This is a genomic window from Kitasatospora sp. NPDC054939 (assembly GCF_053610105.1).
Genome location: NZ_JBSGXP010000252.1, coordinates 1 through 5,383 on the forward strand (window position 1 = coordinate 1; position 5,383 = coordinate 5,383).

Annotated in this window: 5 protein-coding genes; 2 read left to right on the forward strand and 3 right to left on the reverse strand. The window is 74.9% G+C overall.

Features of this window, described 5'->3' with window-relative positions:
- Window positions 1-41: 41 nt before the first annotated feature.
- Both ACWGB8_RS37550 and ACWGB8_RS37555 read right to left on the reverse strand, forming a co-directional pair.
- Window positions 42-1,289: a helix-turn-helix domain-containing protein gene (locus ACWGB8_RS37550; protein WP_452218151.1), complete on the reverse strand. Its 1,248-nt coding sequence runs from the start codon at window positions 1,287-1,289 to the stop codon at window positions 42-44.
- A gap of 243 nt (window positions 1,290-1,532) precedes the next feature.
- On the reverse strand, window positions 1,533-2,999 hold the full coding sequence (locus tag ACWGB8_RS37555) for an amino acid permease (protein WP_452218152.1): 1,467 nt from the start codon (window positions 2,997-2,999) through the stop codon (window positions 1,533-1,535).
- A gap of 307 nt (window positions 3,000-3,306) precedes the next feature.
- On the opposite strand from ACWGB8_RS37555, the gene ACWGB8_RS37560 reads away from it, so the two are divergent.
- Window positions 3,307-4,629 carry a metallophosphoesterase gene (locus ACWGB8_RS37560; protein WP_452218153.1) on the forward strand — a complete coding sequence of 441 codons (1,323 nt, stop codon included), beginning with the start codon at window positions 3,307-3,309 and terminating at the stop codon, window positions 4,627-4,629.
- Here ACWGB8_RS37560 and ACWGB8_RS37565 read toward each other — a convergent pair.
- Window positions 4,595-4,861, reverse strand: a complete 267-nt coding sequence (locus tag ACWGB8_RS37565) for a hypothetical protein (protein ID WP_452218154.1) — start codon at window positions 4,859-4,861, stop codon at window positions 4,595-4,597. The genes ACWGB8_RS37560 and ACWGB8_RS37565 overlap by 35 nt on opposite strands.
- A gap of 156 nt (window positions 4,862-5,017) precedes the next feature.
- Here ACWGB8_RS37565 and ACWGB8_RS37570 point away from each other — a divergent pair, with 156 nt between their 5' ends.
- Entirely contained in the window at window positions 5,018-5,299 is a 282-nt protein-coding gene (locus ACWGB8_RS37570; RefSeq protein ID WP_452218155.1) for a hypothetical protein, read from the forward strand.
- The last annotated feature ends 84 nt before the right edge of the window (window positions 5,300-5,383 follow it).

The window sequence follows — 5,383 nt, forward strand, 5'->3', positions numbered from 1 at the left end:
GCCGACCGCCGCACCCGGGAGGGCCCTCGGCCGGACAGGCCCTAGGGTGCGGGCCGGGCCGGGGTGTCCCAGCGGGCGAGCCAGGTGCGGGACTGGCGGTGCTCGGCGGCGACCCGGCCGGTGGCGTCGGCCGGGACGCGGGTCAGGGCCTCGCGGGCCGCTTCGGGCCGGCCGGTCCAGGCGTGGGCGCCGGCCAGCCGGGCGGCGACCAGGGCGCGGTCGTGCGGGGAGGCCGCGGTACGGGGCCGGGGGAGCGCGGGTTCGGGCCGTACCGGCAGCGGCGGGCGAAACGTTTCGTCCAGCCGGGACAGAGCCTCGCCGAGATGGGCGACGGCAGCCCGGGCATGGCTGCGGTGGCCGGTCCGGACGGCGAGGTCCCGGTGGCAGGTGCCGTGGGCGACGGTGAGCACCAGTTCCGCGCGCGCCAGCCAGGGCGTGCGCTCGCCGGTCCGGACGGCCGCCTCGGCGAGCCGTTCGGCGTCGTCGAGGGCCCGCCGGGCGGCGCCCGCCTCGCCGGCCAGCGCGTACCCGTGGGCCTGGGCGACGGCGGCCCAGCCCTGGCTGCCGGGGAGCGGGCGGGCGGCGGCCCGGGCGGCGGTGGCCAGGGCGAGCGCGGTGGCCGCGTCGCCGACCGACCAGTGCACGTTGCTCCGGCGGGTGAGCAGGGCGGCGGCGGTCCCGTGGTCGCCGCACTCGCGGGCCCAGTCCAGCCCGCAGTCGTACCAGGTGAGGGCCCGGGCGTGCTGCCCGGCGTCGAACCGGGCCCAGCCGGCGAGCTCGGCGTACCGCGCGGCGAGCGAGCGCAGCGGGCCGAGGGCGCTCCTGGGGGCGGCGCGCTGCCAGCCGGCCAGGGTGCGGGTGTGGTGTTCCAGGACGGCGGTGAGGTCCTGGCCGCCGATCCGGGTGGCGGCTTCGCGGTAGGCGGCGAGCAGGACGCCGAGCACCTCGAAGGTGGCCGGGTCGGGGGCCGCGGGCGGGGCCGGGGCGAGGGTCGGCCGGGCGGGGGCGGTCAGCTGGTCGAGGCGGCGGCGCTGCTGGGCGACGGAGCTCCAGAGGTGGGTCAACTCCCCTCCGGTGAGGAGGAGTTCGTCGGCCCGGGCGGGCAGGTCGGGCGGCGGCCAGCGGCGGGCGTTCTCGACCCGGCTGATGAGCGAGTCGTCGTACCCGAGCCGGCGGCCCAGTTCGGCCTGGCTGAGCCCGCGGGCCTCGCGCCAGTGCCGTAATCGGCGGCCGAAGTGGTTGCGCGCCGAGGGCACGAGGGCGGGGGTGGGGGCAGGGGGGAACGGCATGGCGGGTCTCCCGAGAGGGGATGGGGAGCGCAGGGTGGGGGCGAGCCGTCAGGAGAGCTTTGCGGGGGATTGTCATGGACAGGTATCCCCGCGGTTGCGGCCGGGTCAAACGGGGCCGGCGCGCGGGTGCACGGCCGGCGCCGCGAACGGGCCCGGGGGAACCGGCGACCGGGCCCGGGAACGACGACCGGGCCCGGGAACCGTGAACGGTTCCCGGGCCCGGTGCGGCGCTGCGGGGTCGGATCAGGCGGCCGAACCCGCCTGCGCCAGCTCCGCGGCCCGGCGCCGACGGCCCACCACGGCCGACGCCACCAGGACGATCACCGCGGCGACCAGCGACAGGTACATCTGCTTGCGGCCCGACTCGTCCGTGAACATGTACGCCATCACGAAGCCGATCATGCCGATCGCGGTCCAGGTGAGGTACGGGTACAGCCACATCCGGACGGTGATGCGCTCGGGGCTCTCGCGCTCCAGGATCTTGCGCATCCGCAGCTGCGAGAAGCAGATCACCAGCCAGACGAACAGGGCGATCGCGCCCGAGGAGTTCAGCAGGAAGGAGAAGACGGTGTCCGGCGAGGTGTAGTTGAAGAACACCGCGACGAAGCCGAAGACCACCGAGGCGAGGATCGCGGTGCGCGGCACGCCGCGCTCGGTCACCTTGGCGAACGCCTTGGGCGCGTCGCCGCGCTGGCCGAGCGAGAACGCCATGCGGGAGGCGGTGTACATGCCCGAGTTGAGGCAGGACAGCACGGCGGTCAGCACGATGAGGTCCATCACCGGGCCGGCGCCGGGGATGCCGAGGTGCTCCAGCACCGCGACGTACGGGCTGCTCTTCACCGCGGCGGAGTCCCACGGCAGCAGGGTCACGATGAGCAGGATCGAGCCCAGGTAGAAGACGCCGATGCGCCAGATCACGCTGTTGGTGGCCTTGCTCACGGCGCGCTGCGGGTCCTCGGACTCGCCGGCGGCCAGGGTGACGATCTCGCTGCCCATGAAGGCGAACACGACGGTGAGCATGCCGGTGAAGACCGCGCCCATGCCGTTCGGCAGGAAGCCCCCGTGGCCGACCAGGTTCTCGGTGCCGACCGCGCTGGTGCCGGGGAGCAGGCCGAACACGGCCAGGCCGCCGACCACCAGGAACGCGGCGATCGCCACGACCTTGATGCCCGCGAACCAGAACTCGAACTCGCCGTAGGAGGCGACCGAGAACAGGTTGGTGGCGGTCAGCACCGCCATCACGATCAGGGCGAAGCCCCACTGCGGCACATCGGGCATCCACTGGTTGAGGATCTTCGCACCCGCGGTGGCCTCGACGGCCAGCACCACGACCCAGAAGAACCAGTACAGCCAGCCGATGCTGAACCCGGCCCAGCGGCCGAGCGCGCGGTCCGCGTACGCGGAGAAGGAACCGCTCTGCGGGTCGGCCGCGGCCATCTCGCCGAGCATCCGCATCACCAGAACGACCAGCACACCGGCCAGCGCGTACGAGAGCAGGATGCCGGGGCCGGTGGAGGCGATGCCGGCGCCGGAGCCGACGAACAGGCCGGCGCCGATCACACCGCCGATCGCGATCATCGACAGGTGGCGGTTCTTGAGGCCGGCCTTGAGGTGGCCGTCGCCACCGTCGGGACCGCCGAGGTGGCCTGCGCCGTGGCCGGGGGTGGTGGCCGGAGGCGCTACAGCCGACTTGGTGCTTTCCGCACTCATCAGGGATTCCCTGTGCCTTTCCAGCGCGGCCTCTGCCCCTCGGCACGTGCTGCCGGAGGGTGGGGGACGGATCCGCGCAATGCGGTGAAAGCTACTTTCTACTTCCGGGTATCGGAACAACAGCCTGGTAACTGTTCGCTCAGCGGACGAAAAGCCCAGGTCAGAGCGGGTGAAGAGGGTCGCGGGAAAGCTCAAATCTGACGCAGCGTGAGGTCGTCGACGCGCTCCGCAGGGGATCCGGCACCCTGCGTGCGGCGGCCGGGGGCCCGTCGCCGGGGGCGCGATCCGGCCCGTCCATACTGGCGGCGTGAAGATCGTGCTCGTGGTGTTCGGCGTCCTCGCCGTCCTGGCCCTGTTGGCCCTGGTGCACTGGTACCTCTGGCGGCGCCTGGTGCGCGACGTCTCCGCCCCCGGCGGGCGCTGGCGGCGGGCCGGTACGGTGCTCGCCGTCGCGCTGCCGCTGGTGTCGGTGGGCGCCCTGGTCGGCGGACGGGCGTTGCCGCTGGCCGTCGAGCGCTGGTTCGCCTGGCCGGGCTTCCTCTGGCTCGCCGTCCTGCTCTACCTCACCCTGGCGCTGCTGGTCGGCGAGGCGCTCCGGCCGCTGCTGCTCCGGGCAGGGCGGCGCAGGCCCGTCCGGGTCGCGGCGGCGAGCGGGCCTGCGGGGCTCCGCGCCGAGGGCCGCACGGAGAGCGCGGGGAGCACGGAGGCCGGCGCGCCCGACTCGGTGGCGGCGGAGGCGGGAGCAGCGGGACCGGCGGCGGAGGAGGCGGCGGGAGCGGCCGGGCGGGCGGGGCTGCCGCAGTCGCCCGAGCGCCGGCTGTTCGTCGCCCGGACGGTGGCGATCGGCGCCTCCGGGGTGGCCGCCGCCGTGGTCGGCAACGGCATGCACGGCGTGCTGCGCGGCCCCCGGCTCAAGCAGGTGACCGTCCCGCTGGCCAAGCTGCCCGTCCGGGCGCACGGCTACCGGATCGCGGTCGTCAGCGACATCCACCTCGGCCCGATCCTGGGCCGCGCCCACACCCAGCGGATCGTCGACACCATCAACGGTGCCCGGCCCGACCTGATCGCGATCGTCGGCGACATGGTCGACGGCAGCGTGCCCGACCTCGGCCCGGCCGCCCTTCCGCTGGCGCAGTTGCAGGCCCGCGACGGCGCGTACTTCGTCACCGGCAACCACGAGTACTTCTCCGGCGCCGCGCCCTGGGTGGACTTCGTCCGGGAACTCGGCATCCACCCGCTGCAGAACGAGCGCGTCGAACTGCCCGGCTTCGACCTGGCCGGGGTCAACGACATCGCCGGCGCCCGGGAGGGCGACGGGCCCGACTTCGGCAGGGCGCTCGGCGACCGCGACCGCAGCCGCACCTCGGTGCTGCTCTCGCACCAGCCGGTCACCGTCCACGACGCCGTCCGGCACGGCGTCGACCTGCAGCTCTCCGGCCACACCCACGGCGGCCAGCTGTGGCCGGGCAACGTCCTCGCCGACCTCGCCAACCCCACCGTCGCCGGGCTGGAGCGCTACGGCGACACCCAGCTCTACGTCACCCGGGGCGCCGGCGCCTGGGGTCCGCCGGTCCGGGTCGGCGCGCCGTCCGACATCACGATCGTGACCCTCGCCTCGCCGCAGGCCTGAACCCGCTGCCACGGCCGTCCGGCAGCTCGCGCAGCTCCAGCACGGTGATCCGCCGCCCGTCCGCGGGCCGGCCGGTGAGCCGGGCGGCCAGCAGCCGCGGGATGTCGTCCTCCTGCGAGTAGCCGGGCACCACCGCGACCTCGGCGTGCCGGACGCCCGGCTCACCGGCCACGGCGTACGCCACCCGGTAGACGGTGCTGCCCGGGACGGACCCGGTGCCGGCGGTGGTCATCGCGGTCACCTCCGCCCCCAGTCTGCGCCCGGCCCGGCGGCGTCCGCGGCCCGAGCGGTGGTCCTGTGGCCGAACGGCGCAAAGGCGGGCAGAGTGGGATACCTCCGGAGCGGACCACGGCTCGGCGTACGCGTCCTGCCGCTAGGAGGCGATCCCATGGACCTGCTGACGTACAAGGCGCTCGACCAGGGGCCCGACGCGCCCGCGCACCCCAGCCGCATGCACCGCGCCTGGCACTGGCTGCTCAGCCTCTCCCCGACGGCCGTGGTGTTCCTGACCGCGCTGTCGCTCGGCCTGGGCGAGGTCGGGTCCCAGGTGGACTCGATCGCCGCGATGACGGTGTTCAGCATCATCTGGTTCATCACGGCCGTGGCCCTGTTCGGCATGTTCGCGCGCTGGCTGACGCCGGCGAAGGGCCGCCACCGGATGGCCGCCTGAGGCGACCGGGCGCCGGGGCGGCCCCCCCCCGGGGGGGCGGCGCCCGGGCCCCGGGGGGGGGGGCGGGAGTGGGGGAATAAAAAA

Bases quoted from the DNA above. Each gene is read 5' to 3' on its own strand.
- ACWGB8_RS37565 (WP_452218154.1), bottom strand. From the start codon at position 4,861: ATGACCACCGCCGGCACCGGGTCCGTCCCGGGCAGCACCGTCTACCGG.
- ACWGB8_RS37570 (WP_452218155.1), top strand. From the start codon at position 5,018: ATGGACCTGCTGACGTACAAGGCGCTCGACCAGGGGCCCGACGCGCCC.
- ACWGB8_RS37555 (WP_452218152.1), bottom strand. From the start codon at position 2,999: ATGAGTGCGGAAAGCACCAAGTCGGCTGTAGCGCCTCCGGCCACCACC.
- ACWGB8_RS37550 (WP_452218151.1), bottom strand. From the start codon at position 1,289: ATGCCGTTCCCCCCTGCCCCCACCCCCGCCCTCGTGCCCTCGGCGCGC.